At 63.2% G+C, this 19,960-nt stretch carries 17 protein-coding genes; 13 read left to right on the forward strand and 4 right to left on the reverse strand.

The genetic code is table 11. The features are described from left to right. Nucleotides 1–36 precede the first annotated feature (36 nt). Nucleotides 37–1,293, reverse strand: coding sequence for a Zn-dependent hydrolase (locus HX866_RS07180; protein ID WP_177092094.1), 1,257 nt, complete (start codon nucleotides 1,291–1,293; stop codon nucleotides 37–39). 165 nt (nucleotides 1,294–1,458) lie between these two features. Here HX866_RS07180 and HX866_RS07185 point away from each other — a divergent pair, with 165 nt between their 5' ends. Then, entirely contained in the window at nucleotides 1,459–1,926 is a 468-nt protein-coding gene (locus HX866_RS07185) for an Lrp/AsnC family transcriptional regulator (protein WP_177092095.1), read from the forward strand. 12 nt (nucleotides 1,927–1,938) lie between these two features. On the opposite strand, the gene HX866_RS07190 is transcribed toward HX866_RS07185, so the two are convergent. Next, the gene (locus HX866_RS07190; RefSeq protein ID WP_177092096.1) at nucleotides 1,939–2,796 is read right to left on the reverse strand and encodes a LysR substrate-binding domain-containing protein; all 858 of its coding nucleotides are present in this window, start codon (nucleotides 2,794–2,796) and stop codon (nucleotides 1,939–1,941) included. Nucleotides 2,797–3,038: 242 nt separating this feature from the next. Here HX866_RS07190 and HX866_RS07195 point away from each other — a divergent pair, with 242 nt between their 5' ends. Genes HX866_RS07195 through metC form a run of 10 tightly spaced genes read left to right on the forward strand, consistent with a single transcriptional unit; the run spans nucleotide 3,039 to nucleotide 13,586 of the window. Continuing rightward, nucleotides 3,039–3,872 carry a transporter substrate-binding domain-containing protein gene (locus tag HX866_RS07195; protein WP_177092097.1) on the forward strand — a complete coding sequence of 278 codons (834 nt, stop codon included), beginning with the start codon at nucleotides 3,039–3,041 and terminating at the stop codon, nucleotides 3,870–3,872. A gap of 28 nt (nucleotides 3,873–3,900) precedes the next feature. Further along, nucleotides 3,901–4,722, forward strand: a complete 822-nt coding sequence (locus HX866_RS07200) for a transporter substrate-binding domain-containing protein (protein WP_177092098.1) — start codon at nucleotides 3,901–3,903, stop codon at nucleotides 4,720–4,722. After that, nucleotides 4,719–6,128 carry an FAD-binding oxidoreductase gene (locus tag HX866_RS07205; protein WP_177092099.1) on the forward strand — a complete coding sequence of 470 codons (1,410 nt, stop codon included), beginning with the start codon at nucleotides 4,719–4,721 and terminating at the stop codon, nucleotides 6,126–6,128. The genes HX866_RS07200 and HX866_RS07205 overlap by 4 nt, the downstream gene beginning before the upstream one ends. Next, the gene (locus HX866_RS07210; RefSeq protein ID WP_177138730.1) at nucleotides 6,125–7,339 is read left to right on the forward strand and encodes an aminotransferase class I/II-fold pyridoxal phosphate-dependent enzyme; all 1,215 of its coding nucleotides are present in this window, start codon (nucleotides 6,125–6,127) and stop codon (nucleotides 7,337–7,339) included. Before HX866_RS07205 ends, HX866_RS07210 begins: the two co-directional genes overlap by 4 nt. Beyond that, nucleotides 7,339–8,061 (forward strand): amino acid ABC transporter permease, encoded by a 723-nt coding sequence (locus HX866_RS07215; RefSeq protein WP_177138731.1) that lies wholly within the window; start codon nucleotides 7,339–7,341, stop codon nucleotides 8,059–8,061. The genes HX866_RS07210 and HX866_RS07215 overlap by 1 nt, the downstream gene beginning before the upstream one ends. Continuing rightward, complete coding sequence (locus tag HX866_RS07220; RefSeq protein ID WP_177138732.1) at nucleotides 8,051–8,725, forward strand: amino acid ABC transporter permease; 675 nt, start codon at nucleotides 8,051–8,053, stop codon at nucleotides 8,723–8,725. Before HX866_RS07215 ends, HX866_RS07220 begins: the two co-directional genes overlap by 11 nt. After that, entirely contained in the window at nucleotides 8,712–9,533 is an 822-nt protein-coding gene (locus HX866_RS07225; protein ID WP_177138733.1) for an amino acid ABC transporter ATP-binding protein, read from the forward strand. The genes HX866_RS07220 and HX866_RS07225 overlap by 14 nt, the downstream gene beginning before the upstream one ends. A gap of 29 nt (nucleotides 9,534–9,562) precedes the next feature. Next, nucleotides 9,563–10,162, forward strand: a complete 600-nt coding sequence (locus tag HX866_RS07230) for a cysteine dioxygenase (RefSeq protein ID WP_177092104.1) — start codon at nucleotides 9,563–9,565, stop codon at nucleotides 10,160–10,162. Then, nucleotides 10,159–10,815 carry a glutathione S-transferase N-terminal domain-containing protein gene (locus HX866_RS07235; protein WP_177092105.1) on the forward strand — a complete coding sequence of 219 codons (657 nt, stop codon included), beginning with the start codon at nucleotides 10,159–10,161 and terminating at the stop codon, nucleotides 10,813–10,815. The genes HX866_RS07230 and HX866_RS07235 overlap by 4 nt, the downstream gene beginning before the upstream one ends. Before the next feature lie 26 nt (nucleotides 10,816–10,841). Further along, nucleotides 10,842–13,586 (forward strand): cystathionine beta-lyase, encoded by a 2,745-nt coding sequence (metC, locus tag HX866_RS07240; protein WP_177139280.1) that lies wholly within the window; start codon nucleotides 10,842–10,844, stop codon nucleotides 13,584–13,586. Nucleotides 13,587–14,348: 762 nt separating this feature from the next. Here the strand turns inward: metC and HX866_RS07245 are convergent. Continuing rightward, complete coding sequence (locus tag HX866_RS07245; RefSeq protein WP_177097671.1) at nucleotides 14,349–15,254, reverse strand: AraC family transcriptional regulator; 906 nt, start codon at nucleotides 15,252–15,254, stop codon at nucleotides 14,349–14,351. Between the two features lie 128 nt (nucleotides 15,255–15,382). Between HX866_RS07245 and cobF the strand changes: the two genes are divergently transcribed. Further along, entirely contained in the window at nucleotides 15,383–16,138 is a 756-nt protein-coding gene (gene cobF / locus HX866_RS07250) for a precorrin-6A synthase (deacetylating) (RefSeq protein WP_177097672.1), read from the forward strand. A gap of 125 nt (nucleotides 16,139–16,263) precedes the next feature. Next, entirely contained in the window at nucleotides 16,264–18,597 is a 2,334-nt protein-coding gene (locus HX866_RS07255; RefSeq protein ID WP_256344839.1) for a glycoside hydrolase, read from the forward strand. 3 nt (nucleotides 18,598–18,600) lie between these two features. Here the strand turns inward: HX866_RS07255 and HX866_RS07260 are convergent, their stop codons facing one another. After that, complete coding sequence (locus tag HX866_RS07260; RefSeq protein WP_177138734.1) at nucleotides 18,601–19,893, reverse strand: glycosyltransferase; 1,293 nt, start codon at nucleotides 19,891–19,893, stop codon at nucleotides 18,601–18,603. Between the last annotated feature and the right edge of the window lie 67 nt (nucleotides 19,894–19,960).

Below are 19,960 nucleotides of genomic sequence, written 5' to 3' on the forward strand. Positions count from 1 at the left end.
TTTGCCGGTGACGCGTGGCCCTGTTATAGAGGGGAATTACAGCGGGATGTTCAGGCGATGGGCGACCACGTCAAGGAGCACCTTGGCGCCCTTGATCAGTTGCTCATCATCGGTGTGTTCGCGCGGGTTGTGGCTGATACCGTCGCGACTGGGCACGAAGATCATCGCCGACGGCGCCATCCGCGCGATCATCTGCGCGTCATGGCCCGCGCCTGAGGTCATGCGCATGTGGCTATAGCCGAAGTGTTTGGCCGAGGCTTCTATTTCGTCGGCCAGGCCCGCGTCGAATACCACCGGCTGGAAGCGCACCAGTTGCGTCGTGCTGATCTGCACGCCCTCAGCTTCCGAGATCCGTGCAAGGAACCGGGAAAGCCGCTGCTCAGCGTTCGCCAGCCGTGTTTCATCGGGGTCGCGCAGGTCCACGGTGAAGCTGGCCTTGCGCGGTATGACGTTGATCACATTCGGTTCGAAATTCATGCACCCGACGGTGGCGAGGGTGGTGCTGTTCGAGTCCATGGCGATCCTGCGCAGTTCAGTCACCACCGCACTGGCCACGTAGCCGGCGTCATGGCGCAAGCGGGTTGGGGTGGTGCCCGCGTGGTTGGCATTGCCCTGCACGGTCACTTGTTGCCAGGAGATCCCCTGGAGGTTTTCCACCACGCCGATCAAGGTGTTCTCGGCTTCCAGGAGCGGGCCTTGCTCGATGTGCAGCTCCAGGTATTCGTGGGGGACAATGGCACCCGGCTGCAGCGTGCCGGCGTAGCCGATGCGTTCCAGTTCATCGGCGAGGCGCGTACCGTCGGTACCGATAGTGGCCAGGGCCTCTTCGACCGACATTCCCCCCGCATACACCAGCGAACCCATCATATCCGGTTGATAGCGGACGCCTTCTTCATTGGTAAAGGCGCTGATGACAATGGCCCGCGCCGGCCGTACGCCGGCCTCGCGGAAGGCCCGGGCGACAGCGAGGCCCGCCAATACGCCATAACAACCATCCAGTGCGCCGGCATTGGTCACCGTGTCGATGTGCGAGCCGATCATCAGTGGCGCTTTTTCGGCTTGATCGTCAGCAGGGTGCAGCGTGCCGAAGAGATTGCCGATGCGATCGACCTGAATCTCCAGATCCAGCTCTTGCATCCAGGCCACCAGTTGATCCCGCGCGGATTTGTCGGCGTCGGTCAGCGCAATCCGGGTACGCCCTCCATTCAGCGGGTCAGCACCCAGTTCACCCAAGGTACGGATCTGCTGAAGCAGGATTTCGCCATTCAGGCGAAGATCGGAAAAGGTGCTCATAGGGCTCTCCGTGCGGTGGGCAGTCCGGCCTGTTCTTGGCTGGGCTGTGTTGGGTGGCTAAATCTTATTTCAACACTGCGCACTTATTACTTGATTTTCGACGCTTAAATGAATTTTTATTCCACTTTCATCGCCGCTTGCGTTTGTCCCTTTAAAGAGCCCGCCATGAGCCTTGATCCTTTCGACTTAGCCCTGCTCGAAGCCATCCAGCAGGATGCCACCACCTCCCAGCAGGACCTCGGTGCCCGGATAAACCTGTCGCCCGCGGCGGTGAATCGGCGCTTGAAAAAACTCAATACCGATGGCGTCGTGCGCAAGACCGTCGCGTTGGTGGACCCGGTGCGCCTGGGTTACGGGCTGACGGTCATCGCGGCGGTGGAGGTGGAGAATGAGCGCCTGGATCTGCTGGATGCCATGAAGCGCACCTTCCTGGCCTGTCCGCAGGTCCAGCAGTGCTACTACGTGGCGGGCGAATGTGATTTCGTGCTGATCCTGGCGGTAAGGAACATGGAGCAATACACCGACCTGACGCGGACGCTGTTTTTCGAGAGTAACAACGTCAAGCGCTTCAAGACCCTGGTCTCGATGGGTAACGTCAAGGTCGGGCTTGAGGTGCCGGCAGTCACCGAGTAGCGCTATTGCGCCCTACAACCCCTGGCTGCTGCGAATCAGGTCGTAGGCCCGACGCACCAAGGGGTTCACCGTGTTGGGCCGGATCCACAGGTGATAGGTCACATCCGGCAGGCGCGGCAAGCCGTCGTTCTCCCCCAGCACCCGCATGTCCGGCCCCAGCAGTTCCATGCTGCGGGGCGTGACCCCGAGCCCGGCGCGAATCGCCGCCTTGATGCCGATCAGGTTCGAGGCCAGGTACGCCTGGCGCCAGGCAATCCCCGCACGCTCCAGCGCCTCCATGGCATAGCGGCGGTAGATGCTCGGTTCTTCCACCAGAATCAGCGGCAGCGGTTCGCTGGGGACGTGGATGTACTGTGCCGAGCAGATCCACCACACCGGTGAAGTGCGCAGGGCAAAGCCTTGCAGGCGCGAGTCCTCGCGGGTGGAAATGACCATGTCGATCTTGCCGCGGTGCAGGTCTTCCATCAGGTAAGGGCTGCGGCCCACATCGATTTCCAGGCGCAAGCGTGGCGCCGAACGGGCGATATGGCTGAGGATCGGCGGCAGGATGGTGTCGGCGATATCGTGGGGTGAACCGATGCGCAGCACACCACTCAGGTGGCTTTCCTGCAGCGAGTTCAGGGCTTCGTCATTCAGCAACAGCAGTTGCCGGGCGTGGCGCAGCAACTGTCGCCCAGGCTCGGTGAGCTGTTTCTGTCGGCCCTGTTTCTGGAACAGACCGACGCCGACCTGTTGCTCCAGGCGTTGCATCTGTTGGGTCACGGACGATTGCGTGCGCGCCAGGTGCTGGCCGGCTTCGGCAAAGCTGTGGTGATCCACCACCGCGACGAAGGTGCGCAGCAGTTCCAGATCCAGGGTCGGGGAGGGCATGGCTGTTCGAATTCATATCAAGGGCGTTCGCCAATAGATTACAGATCCTGATGTATTTGGCGAGTTTAAAATCCTTGGAACGCTGAAAGCCCCAGTAAATAGGGGTTATGCCATTTTTCTCAAAAGCTCATAACCAGAAAGTTATAACAATATTAGATATTTGAATTTCCGTTCGTCGATGGCGCTCCCTAGCATGCAGGGCAACAAGGTCGGGATACGCCGATTGCCATCGAGGGATAGTCATGTCGTTCAAGCGCACACCGGGCCAACGCCTGCTTCCTGCTTTTATCGGCGCCGTGCTGGCGTTGGGGGCGGTGGGCGCGGCCCAGGCCGACGCCACCCTGGACAAGATCGAGCAGCGTCACACATTGGTGGTCGGTGTGCTGCTGTCCGGTGGGCCGTTCGGTTCCATCGATCCGTCGACCCAGGCGCCGAAGGGCCTCAATGTCGACCTGGCCAATGCCCTGGGCAAGGACCTGAAGGTCGATGTCGAACTGGTGCCGGTGCTGCCGGCCAACCGCGTGCAATTCCTGCAACAGGGCAAGGTCGACCTGCTGATCGCCAATATGGAGTGGACGCCGGAGCGTGACACCCAATTGGGCCATGTGCCGACGCCGTTCTACAAGGTCGGCGGTACCGCGGCGGTGTTGAAGAGCAGCAAGATCACCCGCTGGGAAGACCTCAAGGGGCAGCCGGTGTGCACCTCCCAAGGCAGCAGCTACGTCAAGCCGCTGAGCGAGTTGGGTGCCCAGTTGAAAGCGTTCAAGAGTTCGTCGGAGTCGCTGCTGGCGCTGCGCGGCAACAACTGTGTGGCGGCGGTCCACGATGCGACGCTGATCAATCCGCTGCTGTCGGGCAATCCGGAGTGGCAGGACTATCGCGCGATCACCCCGGAGTTGAATCCGGCGCCGTCGGTGATCTGGACCCGCCAGGGTCAAGTCGACACCCAGAAGCGTCTGGACACGGTGGTCCAGGGCCTGCACCGCAGCGGTTGGCTGATCGAGGCCGAGAGCCGTAACCAGATCAGTCCGAAGTCGCCGGCACTGGTGGAATTGCATAACCAGTTCAAGGGTTGATCGCCCGACCTCTTTAAGGATACCCCCAATGTTCAAGTACTTGCCCCTGGCCCTGGCGCTCTTCGCCAGCCTGGCCCAGGCCGATGCCACCCTCGACAAGATCCAGTCGCGGCACAAGATCAGTATCGGCGTGATCCTCAGTGGCCCGCCGTTCGGCACCATCGATCCAGCCACCGGCGCCCACCAGGGCTACAACGTCGAACTCGCCAAGGGCCTGGCCCAGCGCCTGGGCGTGGAGCTGGAGAGCGTCTCGGTGTTGGCGCCCAACCGCGTGCAGTTCCTGCAACAGGGCAAGGTCGACGCGCTGATCGCCAATATGCAGTTCACCGAAGAACGCGCCGAGATCCTCGACTACGTGCCCACGCCTTACGAAGAAGTTGGCGGCGCCGCGCTGATCCGCAAGGGCGCCGGCATCACCCGTTGGGAAGACCTCAAGGGCAAGCCGGTCTGCGTCTCCCAGGGCAGCAACTTCACCAAGCCGCTGCAGGAAATCTATGGCGCGCAGATCAAGGCCTTCCGCAGCCAGGCCGAATCCCTGCTGTCCCTGCGCGGCAATGGCTGCGTGGCGGCAGTTCATGTCAGCCCGACCATGCACAGCCTGCTCGACGAGACGGAATGGTCCGGCTATGAGATTCCACTGCCTGGCGATCTGATTCCGTCCCGCTCGGTGATCTGGGTACGCAAGGGCGAAAAGGATGTGCAGGCCCGTCTCGACGCGATTGTCCGCGACTGGCACCGCAGCGGTTGGCTGATAGAACTGGGCAAGCGCACCGGCATGCCGCCGTCCCAGGCACTGTTGCAGCTGCATGAGCAGTTCAAGGATGCGGCTCCACTGGCGCAGCTGCCATGAGTGGGTTGTTCGCGCAGTTGCAACAATTGCTGGGCGCCGCCCATGTCCAGGATTCCACGGCCGGGAGCGGGTTTCTCAGCGACAAGCACCGGGTCTACCATGGCCGGGTCGTGGCGGTGGTGCATCCGGCCAGCACCGAGGAAGTCGCTGCCGTGGTCAGGGTCTGTGCCCATCACGGCGCGCCGCTGGTGGTGCAGGGTGGCAATACCGGCCTGATGGGCGCGGCCACTCCGGATGACAGCGGCAACAGCGTGCTGGTGCTGCTCGACCGCATGAACCGCATCCGCCAGATCGATACCGACAACGACACGGTTACCGTCGAGGCCGGGTGCATCCTGCAGAATCTGCAGGACGCGGTGCGTGATGCCGGGCGCCTGTTCCCCCTGAGCCTGGGCGCGCAGGGCAGTTGCACCCTGGGCGGCAACCTCGGTACCAATGCCGGCGGCACCGGCGTGTTGCGTTATGGCAACACCCGCGAGCTGACCCTGGGCCTGGAAGTGGTGACCGCCGACGGCGATATCTGGAATGGTCTGCGTGGCCTGCGCAAGGACAATACCGGTTACGACCTGCGCGACCTGTTTATCGGCAGCGAAGGCACCCTGGGCATTATCACCGCCGCCACCTTGAAACTCTTTCCGTTGCCCAAGGCCCAGAGCACTGCCTTGCTGGCGTTTGACTCCCTGGAGCAGGCGGTCACCTTCCTGTCCCATGCCCGCGCCGGATTCGGTGCCGATCTGACGGCCTTCGAACTGATGTCCGCTGCGTGCCTGGCCTTGCTGCGCCAACAGTTTCCCGACGATCCGCAGCCTTTTGCCCAGGCGCCTCAGCCGTGGTTCGCGTTGCTTGAACTGTCCGACAACCACAGCGCCGAGCATGCCCGGCAGTCCTTCGAGCGAGTGCTGGGCGAGGCCTTCGAGCGGGGCCTGCTGGCCGATGCGCTGATTGCCGAAAGCCTGGCCCAGAGCGCCGCGTTGTGGCAGTTGCGGGAAAACATGAGCGAAGCCCAGGCCCGGGAAGGGCGCAACATGAAACACGATATCTCTTTGCCGATCTCGCAAATCGTCGAGTTCGTCCGTGAGACCGATGCCCTGTTGCAGGCGCATTTCCCCGGTGTCCGCAACCTGACCTTTGGCCATCTGGGCGACGGCAACCTGCACTACAACGTCGCCGCGCCCCTCGGCCAGCCGGCCGAGGCGCATATGGCTCATTACGCCGCGCTCAGCGCCCTGGTGCACCGCAATACCCACGCCCACGACGGCTCCATCAGCGCCGAGCATGGCATTGGCCAGCGCAAGCGTGAGCTGATGGCCGAGGTCAAGAGCCCGGTGGAGCTGGACCTGATGCGACGAATCAAACAAGCCCTCGATCCCCGTGGCTTGCTCAATCCAGGCAAGGTGCTGCCATGACTGTTCGACTGTCCAAGCGGGTGCAGAAGGTTTCACTGTCGGCCAATGCGGCGGCCAAGTCCCGGGCCATGGCGCTGCGCGACGGTGGTCGCGATGTGCTGGACCTGACCACCGGCGAGCCGGATTTCGATACCCCCTTGCATATCAAAGAGGCGGCCTATGCGGCCATCGTCGCCGGCGCGACTAAATACACCGCCACCCCGGGCGTTCCTGCGTTGCGTGAGGCGGTGCGGCGCAAACTCCAGCGTGAGAATCGCCTCGACTACGCACTGCCGCAGATCGTGATCGCCAATGGCGCGAAACAGATCATCTTCAATGCCTTTGCCGCGACCCTCGATGAGGGCGACGAAGTGCTGGTGCCGGTACCGTACTGGCCATCTTTCCCGGACAGCGTGCGGATCAATGGCGGCGAGCCGGTGTTTATCCACTCGACCCTGGAGCAGGGCTGCAAGCTGACCCCGGCGCAACTCAATGGCCTGATCAACGAGCGCACCCGCTGGCTGATCCTCAACAGCCCGGGCAACCCCAGCGGCGCGGTCTACAGTGCCGCTGAGCTGCAGGCGCTGGCCGAAGTGCTGCGTCGCCATCCGCAGGTGCTGGTGCTGCTCGATGAGCTGTACGAGCACATTCGTTTCGATGGCCAACCACCGCTGAACCTGCTCAATGTCGCGCCGGATTTGCAGGCACGCTGCCTGCTGGTCGGGGGCGTGTCCAAGACCTACGCCATGACGGGCTGGCGCATCGGTTTCGGCGCCGGGCCCCAGGCGTTGACCACGGCCATGAGCGTGGTCCAGTCGCAATCGGCGTCCGGTGCTTCCTCGGTCAGCCAGGCGGCGGCGTTGGCGGCCTATGAAGGCGGGCTGGACTTCCTCAAGCCTCAAGTCGAAGCCTATCGGGAACGTCGCGATCTGCTGGTGGCGGCATTGAGCGAAGTCGACGGACTCGAGGTGCTGCAACCCGAGGGCGGCTTTTTTGTGTTTGTCCGTTGCGCCGGCCTGATCGGCCGCCAGCGCCCGGACGGCCAGGTCATCGGCAGCGACAACGAGCTGGTGGATTATCTGCTGGAGGAGGGCGCTGCCGGGGTCGCGGGCAGTGCCTATGGCCTGTCGCCGTGGTTCCGTCTGTCGATTGCCACAGCCACCGACAGTGTCCGTGAAGCCGGTCGCCGCATCGCCGCTGCCTGCGCCCGCCTGGGCGAGGGGCCGGCGTGATGGAAAGCTTTGTGCAATGGGCCGCCCACCTGGGGCTCAACTACCGATTCCTGCTGGATTCCTACCAGCGCGGCAGTCTGATCGACGGGGCCTGGACCACGCTGTGGCTGTGTGTGCTGACGATCATCGGCAGTCTGCTGGCGGGGGTCGCCCTGGCGGCGATGCTCACCAGCGAGAACAAGGCCTTGTCGCGCCCGGCCCGAGTGTTTATCGAGGTCACGCGCAATACGCCGACCCTGGTCCAGCTGTACTGCGCCTTCCTGGTGTTGAACATGCTGCTGACCCAGGCAGTGGGCGCGGCCAACCCGCTGACGCCGTTTGCCTGGGTGGTGATCGTGATCTCCCTGCACAAGGGCGCCTTTCATGCCGAGGCCCTGCGCGCCGGGATCGAGGCGGTGCCGGCGGTGACGCTGGAAGCGGCCAGTTCCCTGGCCTTCAGCCGTCGCCAGTTGTTATGGAATGTGCAACTGCCGCTGGCCCTGCGGTTTGCCCTGCCGTCGCTGATCAACAACCTGATCGACCTGGTGAAGATGACCGCCGTGGCTTCGGCCATTGCCGTGGGTGACATCACCTACGCCTCGATCATGATCTGGACCCAGAGCGACAACGTGCTGGAGCTGATGATTCTGATGCTGAGCTTTTTCGGGGTCCTGAGTTTTATCGTCAACTGTGTGGGCCGGGCGTTGGAAGCGCGGTTGAGGATGCCCGGTTATGGTCATTGAATCCTTGTGGCAATGGTCGCCGGCGCTGGCCGTGGGCTTTGCGCAGAATATCCTGATCAGCCTGCTGGCGATTGCCATCGGTTCGCTGCTGGGTTTACTGGTGGGTGCGCTGGGACTTTCGCCGCTGCGGCTCCTGCGCCTGCCAGCACGGCTGTGGGTGCAGCTGTTTCGCAATGCGCCGTGGCTGGTGTTGATCTACTTCACCACCTACATCTTTCCGTTCGAGATCCATGTCGGCAGCTACTACCTGCCGTTTCCCGACTGGCTGAAGGTCACCGTCGGTCTGGCGCTGCCGGCCAGCGCCAACGTTGCTGAGATCTTTCGCGGGGCGATTGGCTCGATCCCCGGCACCCAGTGGGAAGCCGCACGCTCCCTGGCCTTCAGTCGTGGCCAGTTGTTTCGCTCGATCATCCTGCCGCAGTGCTTCAAACGCATGTTGCCGCCGTGGATGAACCTTTACGCGGTGATCACTATGGGCACCGCACTGGCCTCGCTGGTGGGCGTGCATGACCTGATCGACACCGCGCAGATCGCCAGCAACACCGTCAATCGCACCGGTTTCACCGTGCTGATCTATTTCAGCGTGCTGGCGTTGTTCTTTGTCTACTGCTACCCGATTTCCCGTCTGACCCAACGCCTGGAGCGACGCTATGCCTTCTACTGAACCCCTCGTCAGCCTGCGCGACCTGCACCTGTCGTTCGGTGCCAACGCGGTGCTCAAGGGCATTGACCTTGAGGTGCAGCGCGGTCAGGCCGTGTCCATCATCGGGCCTTCGGGCTCGGGCAAGTCGACGATCCTGCGGTGCATCACCGGGCTGCTCAAGCCCCAGCGCGGGACGATTCGCGTCGGTGCCACCGAGGTGCATCAACTGCAACGCGAGGTCGAGCTGATCGAGTTGCGCAAGCGGGTCGGTTTCGTCTTCCAGCAATACAACCTGTTCCCGCACCTGTCGGTGCTCGACAACCTGCTGATCGCCCCGTGTAAGGTGCTTGGCCGGCGCCGCGCCGAAGCCGAACAAGAGGCTCGGCAACTGCTCGCCAAGGTGCGCATGGAGCACAAGGCCGAGGCCTTTCCCGGACAACTGTCTGGTGGTCAGCAACAACGGGTGGCGATTGCCCGTGCCCTGGCCATGCGCCCGGAACTGATTCTGTTCGATGAGGTGACCTCGGCCCTCGACCCGGAGACCGTCGGCGAAGTGCTGACGGTGATTCGCGAGCTGACCGAAGAGGGCATGACCTGTGTGCTGGTGACCCATGAGATGCGTTTTGCCGAGGAGATCAGTGACCTGGTGTATTTCACCGAAAACGGCTTGATCGTCGAATCCGGCAGCGCCCACCAGGTGTTCCAGCAGCCGCAAAGCGAGCGTACCCGCGAGTTCCTGCGGCATGCCCTGGGCGACGTCGGTCGCCGCCATCTGCCACCTGACCCGTATTTGCTGAGCAATATCAGCCGCTACAGCCTGTCCGTCTGACCGTGATCCACCTGATAAGGAGCCTGCCCATGAGCACCACCGAACGCGCCAACGTGATCGAATCTTTCCTGGTGAAGATCCGCGCTATCCATCAGCGCGGCGTCGACCGTGCCGCTTTGCAAGAAATCGTCGCCCTGCTCGAAGACCTCTCCGGGCGCCGCGACCTGTTCAACTTCGAGGCCTTTCCGGCCCCGGTGGCCGGGGAGGGCAATACCGCCTTCCGTTATCGCCTGAACGACGATGGCGAAACCCCGACCCTGTACCTCAACTCGTTGTTGCCGGGCAAAAACACCATCGCCCATAACCACGAAACCTGGGCGGTGATCAGTGCCATCGAAGGCCAGGAACTCAACCGCGTCTATGCCCGTGGTGACGATGGCAGCGATCCGCAGCGCGCGGTGCTCAAGCTGGAACGCGAAGTGGTGGTGCAGCCGGGTACTTCCATCGCCTTCCTCGGTGAAGACCTGCACAGCATCCGTGTCGATGGCGAGCAGGCGACCCTGCATTTCCATCTCTACGGGCGTCCGCTGGAATCCCTCAATGGCCGTTACGGCGTGCAGGATGACGGCAGCATTCTCAACTACAACGCTTCGCAGATGGCGCCTTCCATCAAGGCTTACGCGGCATGATCGACCTCCATTACTGGCCGACCGCCAATGGTTTGAAAGTCGGCATCCTGATTGAAGAGCTGGGGCTGGAGTATCGCCTGGTGCCGGTGAATATTCGCCAGGGCCAGCAGCGCGATGCGGCGTTCCAGCAGATCAGCGCCAACGGGCGGATTCCGGCGATCGTCGATCACCAGCCAGCCGACGCTGGCGCGCCGCTGAGCCTGTTCGAGTCCGGGGCGATTCTCAACTACCTGGCCGACAAGACCGGGCAGTTCCTCCCGCCGGTTGGCAGTCGCGAGCGGCGGCGGGTACAGGAGTGGCTATTCTGGCAGGTGGGGCATATCACGCCGTACCTGAGCCAGTGGCAGCTGTTCCGGGAGAAGGCCCCGGAGCCGATTCCCTTTGCCCTCGACCTGCTGCAAGGCGAAGCCACCCGCCTGTATGAAGTGCTGGAGCGGCGCCTGGCCCTGGAGGATTTTGTCGCGGGTCAATACAGCATTGCCGACATGGCGATCTTTCCCTGGATCCAGCCCGCCCGACAGGGTTTCGACCTCGGCGACTATTCGGCGATCAACGCCTGGCGCGAACGCATCAAGGCCCGTCCGGCGGTGCAGCGCGCTTATGCCAAGGGCCGGGAATTGGCTGCGGGCGAGCGCTCGCTGGTGCTGGAATGAGCTCTTCACTGGAAAGCGGGGTTTGTGTGAGTAAAACCATTACACCGGCACAGTTGCAGCAATGGCTGTTCGACGGGCGCGAAATTGCCCTGTTCGATGTGCGTGAACACGGCCAGTACGGCGAGGCCCATCTGTTTCACGGGGTGCATTTACCCTATAGCCGTCTGGAGCTGGAAGTCCGACGCCTGGCGCCCGAACCCCGGGTGCGGCTGGTGATCTACGACCAGGATGGCGGTGAACTGGCCGCCCGTGCTGGGCAACGCCTGCAAGCGTTGGGCTATGAGCAGGTACATCTCCTGCAAGGCGGTGCCGAGGGCTGGCAGGCGGCGGGGCTGCAGTTGTTCGCCGGGGTGCATGTGCCGTCCAAGGCCTTTGGCGAGTTGGTGGAAGAGGCCTGTCATACGCCGCATATCAGCGCGACCGAGTTGGCTGACTGGCAGGCCCGGGGCGAGTCCCTGGTGCTGCTGGACGGTCGGCCGTTCGACGAATACCGCAAGATGACCATTCCCGGCTCGGTCTGCTGTCCGAACGGCGAGCTGGGTTATCGCCTGCACGACCTGGTGGCGGACGAATCGACCCCGATCGTCATCAACTGCGCCGGGCGCACCCGCAGCATTATAGGGGCCCAGACGCTGATCAACCTCGGGGTGAAGAACCCGATCTACGCTTTGGAGAACGGTACGCAAGGCTGGTTCCTGGCTGACCTGCCACTGGAACATGGCAGCACCCGGCGTTATGCCGATGCAGCGCCGCCGCTGGGTATCGGGCAGCGGCGCGAGGCGGCCCGGGCGCTGGCTCGACGTGCGGCGGTGCCGACGGTGACGGCGGCGCAGGTCACGGCCTGGGTGCAAGCGGGCGCGGGCAGTGTGTTTTTGTGCGATGTGCGCAGCGCCGAGGAGTTTGCGCTGGGCAGCCTGCCGGGGGCGCAGCACACGCCGGGCGGCCAGTTGGTCCAGTCCACCGACCTGTATATCGGGGTGCGTCAGGCGCGGGTGGTGGTCTTTGACGACGATGGCGTGCGCGCGCCCATCGTTGCCAGCTGGTTACGCCAGTTGGGGCACGATGCCCAGGTCCTGGAAGAAGGGTTGTACAGCGGTTTGCGCTTGCCGCTCACGAGCACCTTGGCGTTGCCCGAGTTACGCAGTCTGGATGCCCGGCGTTTGTCCATCGACCTGGCTGAGGACGCCGTGGCGCTGATCGATCTGCGTCCGAGCATGGCTTTCCGCAAGGCCCATCTGGCTGGTTCGCGCTGGTCGATCCGCTCGTTGCTGGCCGCTGAAGTGGCTGCTGAAAAGCGTCCGTTGGTGCTGTTGGCGGACGATATCGCCGTGGCGCAGTTGGCGGTCCAGGAGTTGCCCGAGGCCCAACGGAAACAGGCGTGGTTTTTCAGCGCAGACCTGTCGGTCTGGCAAGCTGCTGGATTGACGGTGGTCAACGATGCAGCGGTGTTGCCTGATGAGCGTTGCATCGATTTCCTGTTTTTCACCCACGACCGCCATTCCGGGAACAAGGACGCGGCGCGTCAGTACCTGGCTTGGGAAACCGGCCTGCTGGGGCAGATGACGCCAGCGGAGATCGCCAGCCTCAAGCCGTTGGCGCCAGCCAAGGCGTCGGTGGATGTGCGGACCCGGCTGGTTCACGCCGCTCGCACGGCTGGGGGCAGCGGCGCGCGGTCGGTCAACGTACCGGTCACCCGCTTGAGCACGGTGCTGTTCGACAGTCTCGCGGATATGCGTGACGCCCGTAACCGCCGCGACAGCGAACGGGTCCTGAGCTATGGCGCCCGGGGTAACCCGACGGCCTTTGCCCTGGAAGACCTGGTGACGGAATTGGAAGGCGGTCATCGCACGCGCCTGTTCGGGACCGGACTGGCGGCGGTAGCGCAGACGTTCCTGGCCTATCTGCGTCCGGGCGACCATGTGCTGATTACCGATGGTGTCTACTTCCCGGTGCGGCGCCTGGCGAAGGAGTTTCTTGCACCCTTTGGTATTGAGGTCGACTATTTTCCGGCGGACGGTCGGGATATCGAGTCGCGCCTACAGGCCAATACCCGGATGGTCTACTGCGAGTCGCCGAGTTCCTTGCTGTACGAGCTGAACGACCTGCCAGCCATCGCGGCGCTGTGCAAACCACGGGGTATTTTGTTGGCGGTCGACAACACCTGGGGGTCGGGTTACCAGTACCGGCCGTTGGCCCTGGGGGCGGATGTCTCGATCATGGCCCTGACCAAGTACCTGTGCGGTCACAGCGATGTGGTGATGGGCAGTGTCTGTACCACCGAGGCGGCCTGGCCGGCGCTGGCGCGGATGAGCGACAGCTTTGGCAATACGGTGAGCCCGGATGATGCTTATCTGGTCTTGCGCGGTGCCCGGACCCTGGCGGCGCGCCTGGAAGTGCATGAGCGTCAGGGCCTGGAGGTCGCCCGTTGGTTGCAGGCGCAGCCGCAGGTGCGACAGGTGTTCCATCCGGCCTTGTCGACACACCCGGATCATGAGTTGTGGGTACGGGATTTCAGTGGCAGCAACGGTCTGTTGTCGTTTGAGTTCGCGCAGGCCGATCCAGGGCAGTTGGAGCGTTTTATCGGTGCCTTGCAGTTGTTCGGGCTGGGCGTTTCGTGGGGTGGCTATGAAAGCCTGGTGACGGTCGTGGATGTGAGCAATCGACAGTTTTCCGGGCCGACGCGGCACCCGGTGATCCGCCTGCATATCGGCCTGGAGGCGGTGGCTTCGCTGATCGAAGACCTGCAACGTGGTTTTGCCGCTCTGGCATAACCTCCCGTCTGGTGCGGTCCCCTTGTAGGAGCTGGCTTGCCAGCGATGGCGGCCGCAAGGACGGTGCAAGGCTCGAGGGCCCCATCGCTGGCAAGCCAGCTCCTACAGGGATCGTGGCCGTCCGAAACTTTGCGGTGGTACGCCAACTTGTGGGAGCCGGCTTGCTGGCGATGGCGTCCGGATGGGCGGTGCAAGGCTCAAGGGCCCCATCGCTGGCAAGCCAGCTCCTACAGGGATCGTGGCCGTACGAAACTTTGCGGTGGTACGCCAACTTGTGGGAGCCGGCTTGCTGGCGATGGCGTCCGGATGGGCGGCGCAAGGCTCAAGGGCCTCATCGCTGGCAAGCCAGCTCCTACAGGGATCGTGGCCGTACGAAACTTTGCGGTGGTATGCCAACTTGTGGGAGCCGGCTTGCTGGCGATGGTGTCCGGATGGACGGTGCAAGGCTCAAGGGCCCCATCGCTGGCAAGCCAGCTCCTACAGGGATCGTAGCCGTACGAAACTTTGCGGTGGTACGCCAACTTGTGGGAGCCGGCTTGCTGGCGATGGCGTCCGGATGGGCGGCGCAAGGCTCAAGGGCCCCATCGCTGGCAAGCCAGCTCCTACAGGGATCGTGGCCGTACGAAACTTTGCGGTGGTACGCCAAATTGTGGGAGCCGGCTTGCTGGCGATGGCGTCCGGATGGGCGGCGCAAGGCTCAAGGGCCTCATCGCCGGCAAGCCGGCTCCTACAGGTCCGCGTTCTGCCTTTGAGCCCAGGCGATCAGCCGTGGTTCTGCTCCGTCAGGCGTTGCACCGCCAAACGCCGGTAATGGGAGGGCGTCATGCCCTTGAGTTGCTGGAAACGGCGGTTGAAGTTGGAGATGTTATTGAAGCCCGACTCGAAGCAGACATCGGTCACCGGCTTGTCGCCATCGGCCAGCAGTTCGCAGGACTTGCTGATGCGCAGGCGATTGACGAATTCGACGAAACAACGGCCAGTGGCCTGCTTGAAGACCCGGGAAAAGTAGGTGGGCTTCATGCCGAGGTACTCGGCCACTTCTTCCAGCGGCAGTTCCCGGGCATAGTGGGCAAAGATGTAGTCGACCGCCCGGTTGGTGCGGTCGATATTGTGCTCGTCGGCCAGTTGTGGTGTGGTAACACCCGACAGCAACTGGTAGTCGTCACAGTTGCCGAGCAGCTCCAGCAGAATCAGGAAGTGACCGAGCCGGGTAACCCCGCGGGAATCGGCGATACGCTGCATCAAGGTGGTGGCCTGGCGCACGGTGTGCTGGCAACGGAATTCGATGCCGTACTGGGCCCGCTCCAGCAACGGTGCGAGGGTTTTCAGCTCGGCGAATACCTGGTGGCCGCTTTCGAACAGCTCGTCGCTGAAGTTCACCAGCATGTCGCGCTTGGGCACCACTTCGTCCTCGGCCACCTGGCTGATCCAGTTGTGGGGCAGATTGGGGCCGGTCAGAAACAGCGTCTGCGGGTAGAAGTTGCCGATGTAGTCGCCAATGAACACCTTGCCGGAGCTGGCGACGATCAGGTGCAACTCGTATTCCTTGTGGAAATGCCAACGCACCAGGGGGCAGGGAAAACCATGCTGGCGATAGATGATCGACAGGCCGTTGTGGTCGTCCATCAACTCGTAGGAGGGGTCGGTGACGCGGGCTGCTCGGGTCATGCCTGGCTACTTTTTGTCGTTTTTTGTCGTGGGCGCCTGCCGATAATGCCCTCATCCTCGCCATCGCGCCAGTTGCACCGTGCCCAAGAGGGGCTCGTGCCAGGCGCCAGACACCTGGAGCGCATGCCATGAAAACCCTCCTGCTGATCGGCATGGGCCCCGGCCACCCGGAGCAGATTACCGTCCAGGCAATCAATGCGCTCAACCGCGCCACCGTGCTGTTCCTGCTGGACAAGGGCGAGACCAAGGACGATCTGCTGAATATGCGCAAGGAGATCTGCCAGCGTTATATCCAGGCGCCCGGTTGCCGCCAGGTACAGGTCAGCGATCCGCTACGCGAAGACTCGGCCGCCTCCTACGAAGCCGGTGTAGAACACTGGCACCGGCAACGGGCCGCGCTGTTCGCCCGGCTGATCGACGAGGAACTTGGCGAGGACGAATGCGGCGCCTTCCTGGTCTGGGGCGATCCGGGGCTCTATGACAGCACCTTGAGAATTCTTGAACGGGTCCGCGCACTCGGTGGCCCGGCGTTCGCCGTCGAGGTGATCCCGGGCATCAGCAGTGTCCAGGTGCTGGCCGCGCAACATCGGATTCCCCTGAATCGCATCGGTGAACCGCTGCTGGTCACCACCGGACGGCGCCTGGAGGCGTCGAACCTGGACAATGTGGTGGTCATGCTCGATGCCCGCTGTGCGTTCAGCCAGTTCGCCGACCAGGACCTGGAAATCTATTGGGGCGCCTACCTGGGCACCGAAGACGAGTTGCTGGTGGCCGGCAAACTGCACGAAGTGGGCGAGCGGATTCGTCGGGTGCGCGAAGCGGCGCGCAAGCGCAAGGGCTGGATCATGGACTGTTACCTGCTGCGTCGGCCACTCAAATCCTGACACTCAGTGTGTGGGTGCGGATTTTTAGTGTTTTCACTCGATTTGAGGAGAAGGGGACTACAGGGTGTTTTCTCCCCGCTCAGTTAAGGTTCGTCGGTTTACACACCTGAATCGACGAGGACAACATGAAGGCCATGCCACCGTGGAGGATGAATGATCGGTGCTGCTGGCCGATCTGGCTGACCCTGCTTGGATTGACCTTGTCCCTGAGCGTCGAAGGGGCCTCGCCGATCTACCTGTCCCATCGTTCCGGTACCTTTGTCATCGACCCGGCGACCCTGGCCGTGTCCCTGCACCACAACGATGAGCATCGGCACCAGGCCCTGCTCAGCGCCGGGGCCTTCCAGGATGACGCGCAGGTGACCGAACGCACCGGCAACTGCTGGCGGGTCCGCCAGGCGGACGAGCATTTCAGGGTCGAGGTCGGGGTCGACCGGGAGGCCCTGGTGGTGACGGTGCATGCCGAACAACCGGGGCGGCTGGAGTGGCCGGGGCCCGTCGAGGACGGCGCGATCGAGGCCCATGCGATTCCCTTTGGTGAAGGTGCCTATATCCCCAGCGACGATCCGAAGTGGCTGGACTGGCTGCTGCGGCGTTATCAGCCGGCCCGGCTCAACGGAGTGTTGTCGATGCCGTTCTGGACCGAACTGCGCAAGGGCTATTCCATTACCTGGATCGTCGAAACGCCGTTCAACACCAGCTTTGGTATCAAGGAGCAAAACGGTCGACCCTTGCCGACCCTGCGCCATGCTTTCAATCGCCTGGCCCCTGATGCACCTTACCGGGTGCGCATCCTTGTCGGTCCGCCGGAGCCGCTGATCGGTGCACGGTTGTACCGGCAATGGCTGCGTGAGCACGATCAGTTCGTCTCGTTGCGCGAGAAAATCCACACTCAACCGCAGGTGGCCCGCCTGGGCGGGGCGCCGCATATCTATCTGTGGGATGCCGGGCCGCTGAAGACCGGCGATGTCTTGCATTGGCCGGAGTTCCTGCGCTTTTTTGCCCGCCACCGGGACGACAGCGATCACCTGGCGTCCAGGCTCTGGGGGGCCTTCGAACTCAAGGCCCGCGAGGCCTTCCTGCTGGCGCTGGCCGACGCCGATAGCGCCTCTGGGCAGGTTCCGCCGTTTGCTCGGACCCAGGTGATCCGGGCGATCAATTCCGGGCTGCTCGCGGTGATCGTGCGCGAAGCCCGGGCGCCGTTGCCCGGCAATCATGACCCGCAGGCCGAGGTGGCCTGGGCGCAAACCGTGCGTCGGCAGTTGCGCGAGGCCTTTGGTGATCTGCTCGCGCCGGCCGAGCAGTGGGGCGGTGGTTTGTCCCTCGACACCATTGCCGCTTTGCAGGGCGCGGGTCTGCAGCGGGCTTGGTTGGGTGCCGATGACTGGCGCGACACCTTCTGGCACCCCGAGGCGGTGGACGCCGCCAAGGCCGCCGGTTATCTGGTCTCGGCCTACGACAGCTACGGCAGCGCGCACCCGTCGAATCTGCAAGCCAGTTGGGCGACCGCGAAGATGGGCGATGAACTGGCCGCCGCCGGCTATACCGACGAGCAGGGCAAGAAAGTCCAGGGTTTTAATGGTCGCGGTGTGTTCGTCAATCCGCGCAGCGTCGAAACCTATGCCCAGCGGCGAATCAGCGCCGTGGCCCAGGCGGGGCGCCTGAACAGCTACTTTCTCGACGTCGATGCCGCCGGTCCCGAGTTCAGCGATTACACGCCGGGGCGGGAAACCAGCCAGGCCCAGGATGCCGAGGCGCGCCGCCGGCGCCTGGCGTATCCGGTCCAGACACTGGACCTGGTCACGGGCAGCGAGGGCGGGCAGGCCTTCTATGCGCCGATCATCGCCTTCAGCCATGGCATTGCCACCCAGCCCTTTGCCTGGATGGACGCGGACATGCGCAAGAACAAGCGTTCGCCCTATTACCTGGGCGGCTATTGGCCGCCGGAAACCCCCAACCTGTATTTCAAGGCGGTCCCGCTAAAGCCCGAAGTGGCGCGTTTCGTGACCTCGGCCGAGTTTCGCCTGCCGCTGTACCAGATAGCGCTGCATGACAGCCTGGTCAGTACCCATCACTGGGAGTACGGTTCGCTGAAGTTCTCCAGCGAACGCGATGTCACGGCGCTGCTGCAACTGCTGTACATGGTGCCGCCGCTGTATCACCTCAACGATCAGGTGATTCCAAGGGATCTGCCGCTGATCAGCGCCTACGACAAGGTATTCCGGCCCTTGCACGAACGCCTGTTCAGCCAGGCCATGGACGATTTCCAGGTGTTGTCCGGAGATCGCCTGCTACAGCGCTCGACCTTTGCCGACGGCACCCTGATTACCGTCAACTTCTCCGTCAGGCCCAGCCGAACGCCAGAAGGCCGCGAATTGCCGCCGTTGTCGGCCCATGTCGTGGTGTCCGGCGAGTCAGCGCAACTGATCGAGATCCGTCAGGTGCTGGACGCTTCCTGATACTCAGTCGACGCGATTCTTTGCTTCAATCCACTGGGACATGTACTGGGTGCTCTTGTGGTGATGGTGACGCAGCATTGCTCCGGTAAAGTTGTTGCGGCGGTGGGCCGCCAGATCCTGGTGGCAAGCCTGGATCCGGGCGATCAGCGCTGGGCCGTGGACCTGGCGTTCGTAGCGGGCGGCGAGCAGTGCCTGGCCGTTGGCCTGGGCCTGGCTCCACAAGCTGCGGTCCTGATAGAGGCGCACGGCCGATTGGGCCAGGGCTTCGGCGCTGGTTTCAATGGCGCCGGCCCAGGGCAGTTCACCGTGCATGGCTTCGGCGCCGATGGGAGTGGTGACATTCGGCGTGCCGCAGAGCATGGCGTCGACGATTTTGCCCTTGATCCCCGCGCCGAAACGCAAGGGCGCCAGGCAAACTCGTGCCGCCGCCATGACCTGCAAGGCATCCTCGGCCCAGTTCATGATGTGAAAACCCTGGGTGGGGTTATGCAGCGCAGTCGCCTTGGGCGGGGTGTAGGCACCGTAGATATGCAACTGGGCCGTGGGTAACTGCTGGCGGATCAGCGGCCAGATGGTGGTCTTCATCCAGAGCACGGCATCCCAGTTCGGTGCGTGGCGAAAGTTGCCGATGCTGAGAAAATGCGCGCGCTCGTCGAAATCGCGGTGGGCCGCCGTCGGTGTGTCGATCATCAACGGGCACCAGTGCAGCAATGCCGCCGGGACCTTGAACTGTTCGATCAGCAACTGCGACTCGACATCGGAAATCATCAGGTTCAGGTCCGACCGGTAAATGGCGGCGATTTCCCGTTGGGCCTGATCGGTTTCGCTCATCTGGGCGAACACCTGCCGCTGGTCGGGGGCAAACAGGGCGCTGAAGTCATTCAGGTCCTGATCGTCCTTCAGGCGCGCCTTGAGCTGTTGCTGGCGGGCATCGCGCAGGCTTTGCAGGTCCGCGGTCTCCAGCACGCGCAGGGCGTCGGGGCAGTGTTTTTCCACGCGCCAGCCGAATTGCTCTTCCATCATGAAACGGTCGAACAGCACCACGTCCGGTTGCAGCTCGGCGACAAAACGGTCGAAGCTGCTGTTATTGAGCTCGATCCGACATTCCTCGATACCCAGGCTCGCCAGGTCGGCCTTGTGTTCGCCGATGGCGGCGGGGCTGGCGAAGGTGATGCGCCAGCCGGCCTCGAGAAAGCTTTCGAGGATCTGCATCATGTGGCCACCGGCGGCCGACGAGCGCGGTTCCGGCCAGACATAACCGATAACCAGGACCTGGGTGATGTCGGTGGCGTTCATAACACGATTCCTTGAAACGGGCAGGGCGGGAAAAGGGCCGCAATTAAACCACAGCAGCGCCCGAGAT

This window comes from Pseudomonas gingeri, from assembly GCF_013386165.1.
GTDB classification, from domain to species: Bacteria; Pseudomonadota; Gammaproteobacteria; order Pseudomonadales; family Pseudomonadaceae; genus Aquipseudomonas; species Aquipseudomonas gingeri_C.

Bases quoted from the DNA above. Each gene is read 5' to 3' on its own strand.
- HX866_RS07220 (WP_177138732.1), top strand. From the start codon at position 8,051: ATGGTCATTGAATCCTTGTGGCAATGGTCGCCGGCGCTGGCCGTGGGC.
- HX866_RS07230 (WP_177092104.1), top strand. From the start codon at position 9,563: ATGAGCACCACCGAACGCGCCAACGTGATCGAATCTTTCCTGGTGAAG.
- HX866_RS07255 (WP_256344839.1), top strand. From the start codon at position 16,264: ATGAAGGCCATGCCACCGTGGAGGATGAATGATCGGTGCTGCTGGCCG.
- HX866_RS07190 (WP_177092096.1), bottom strand. From the start codon at position 2,796: ATGCCCTCCCCGACCCTGGATCTGGAACTGCTGCGCACCTTCGTCGCG.
- HX866_RS07200 (WP_177092098.1), top strand. From the start codon at position 3,901: ATGTTCAAGTACTTGCCCCTGGCCCTGGCGCTCTTCGCCAGCCTGGCC.
- HX866_RS07245 (WP_177097671.1), bottom strand. From the start codon at position 15,254: ATGACCCGAGCAGCCCGCGTCACCGACCCCTCCTACGAGTTGATGGAC.
- HX866_RS07205 (WP_177092099.1), top strand. From the start codon at position 4,719: ATGAGTGGGTTGTTCGCGCAGTTGCAACAATTGCTGGGCGCCGCCCAT.
- HX866_RS07225 (WP_177138733.1), top strand. From the start codon at position 8,712: ATGCCTTCTACTGAACCCCTCGTCAGCCTGCGCGACCTGCACCTGTCG.
- HX866_RS07235 (WP_177092105.1), top strand. From the start codon at position 10,159: ATGATCGACCTCCATTACTGGCCGACCGCCAATGGTTTGAAAGTCGGC.
- HX866_RS07195 (WP_177092097.1), top strand. From the start codon at position 3,039: ATGTCGTTCAAGCGCACACCGGGCCAACGCCTGCTTCCTGCTTTTATC.
- HX866_RS07215 (WP_177138731.1), top strand. From the start codon at position 7,339: ATGGAAAGCTTTGTGCAATGGGCCGCCCACCTGGGGCTCAACTACCGA.
- HX866_RS07260 (WP_177138734.1), bottom strand. From the start codon at position 19,893: ATGAACGCCACCGACATCACCCAGGTCCTGGTTATCGGTTATGTCTGG.
- HX866_RS07210 (WP_177138730.1), top strand. From the start codon at position 6,125: ATGACTGTTCGACTGTCCAAGCGGGTGCAGAAGGTTTCACTGTCGGCC.
- cobF (WP_177097672.1), top strand. From the start codon at position 15,383: ATGAAAACCCTCCTGCTGATCGGCATGGGCCCCGGCCACCCGGAGCAG.
- HX866_RS07185 (WP_177092095.1), top strand. From the start codon at position 1,459: ATGAGCCTTGATCCTTTCGACTTAGCCCTGCTCGAAGCCATCCAGCAG.
- HX866_RS07180 (WP_177092094.1), bottom strand. From the start codon at position 1,293: ATGAGCACCTTTTCCGATCTTCGCCTGAATGGCGAAATCCTGCTTCAG.